Source organism: Streptomyces megasporus (assembly GCF_000718985.1).
Lineage (GTDB): Bacteria > Actinomycetota > Actinomycetes > Streptomycetales > Streptomycetaceae > Streptomyces > Streptomyces megasporus.
In genome coordinates, this window is sequence record NZ_JODL01000135.1 from 1 (window position 1) to 357 (window position 357).

The 357-nt window shown below is 70.0% G+C and carries 1 protein-coding gene; it reads right to left on the reverse strand.

All coding sequences use genetic code 11. The features are described 5' to 3' along the window. Positions 1–357: zinc ribbon domain-containing protein (locus IF47_RS0127035; protein WP_031511688.1), on the reverse strand; the 357-nt coding region annotated here is incomplete at both ends.

Consider the following 357-nt stretch of genomic DNA (forward strand, 5'->3'; position numbering starts at 1 on the left):
GATGGGTGAGGGCTTCGGGTGGGTTCCTGCTTCGCTGCGCGGTGCGGGCACGGGTGCCCGTCTTACCCGCGCTCCACAGGCTGAGACCGCCAGTCCGGCGGCCTTGGCGACGTTGACCGCCGCGTTCACGTCTCGGTCCAGGACGGCCCCGCACGCCGAGCAGGTCCACACGCGGATGTTCAGCGGCTTGGGGCCGTCCTGGACGCCGCATTGCGAGCACACCTGGGAGGTCGGCTCGAACCGGCCGATCTTGATGAGGGTGCGCCCGTACCGGGCGGCTTTGTACTCCAGCATGTTCACGAACGCCGACCAGCCGGCGTCGTGGACGGACTTGGCCAGACGCGTGCGGGCGAGTCC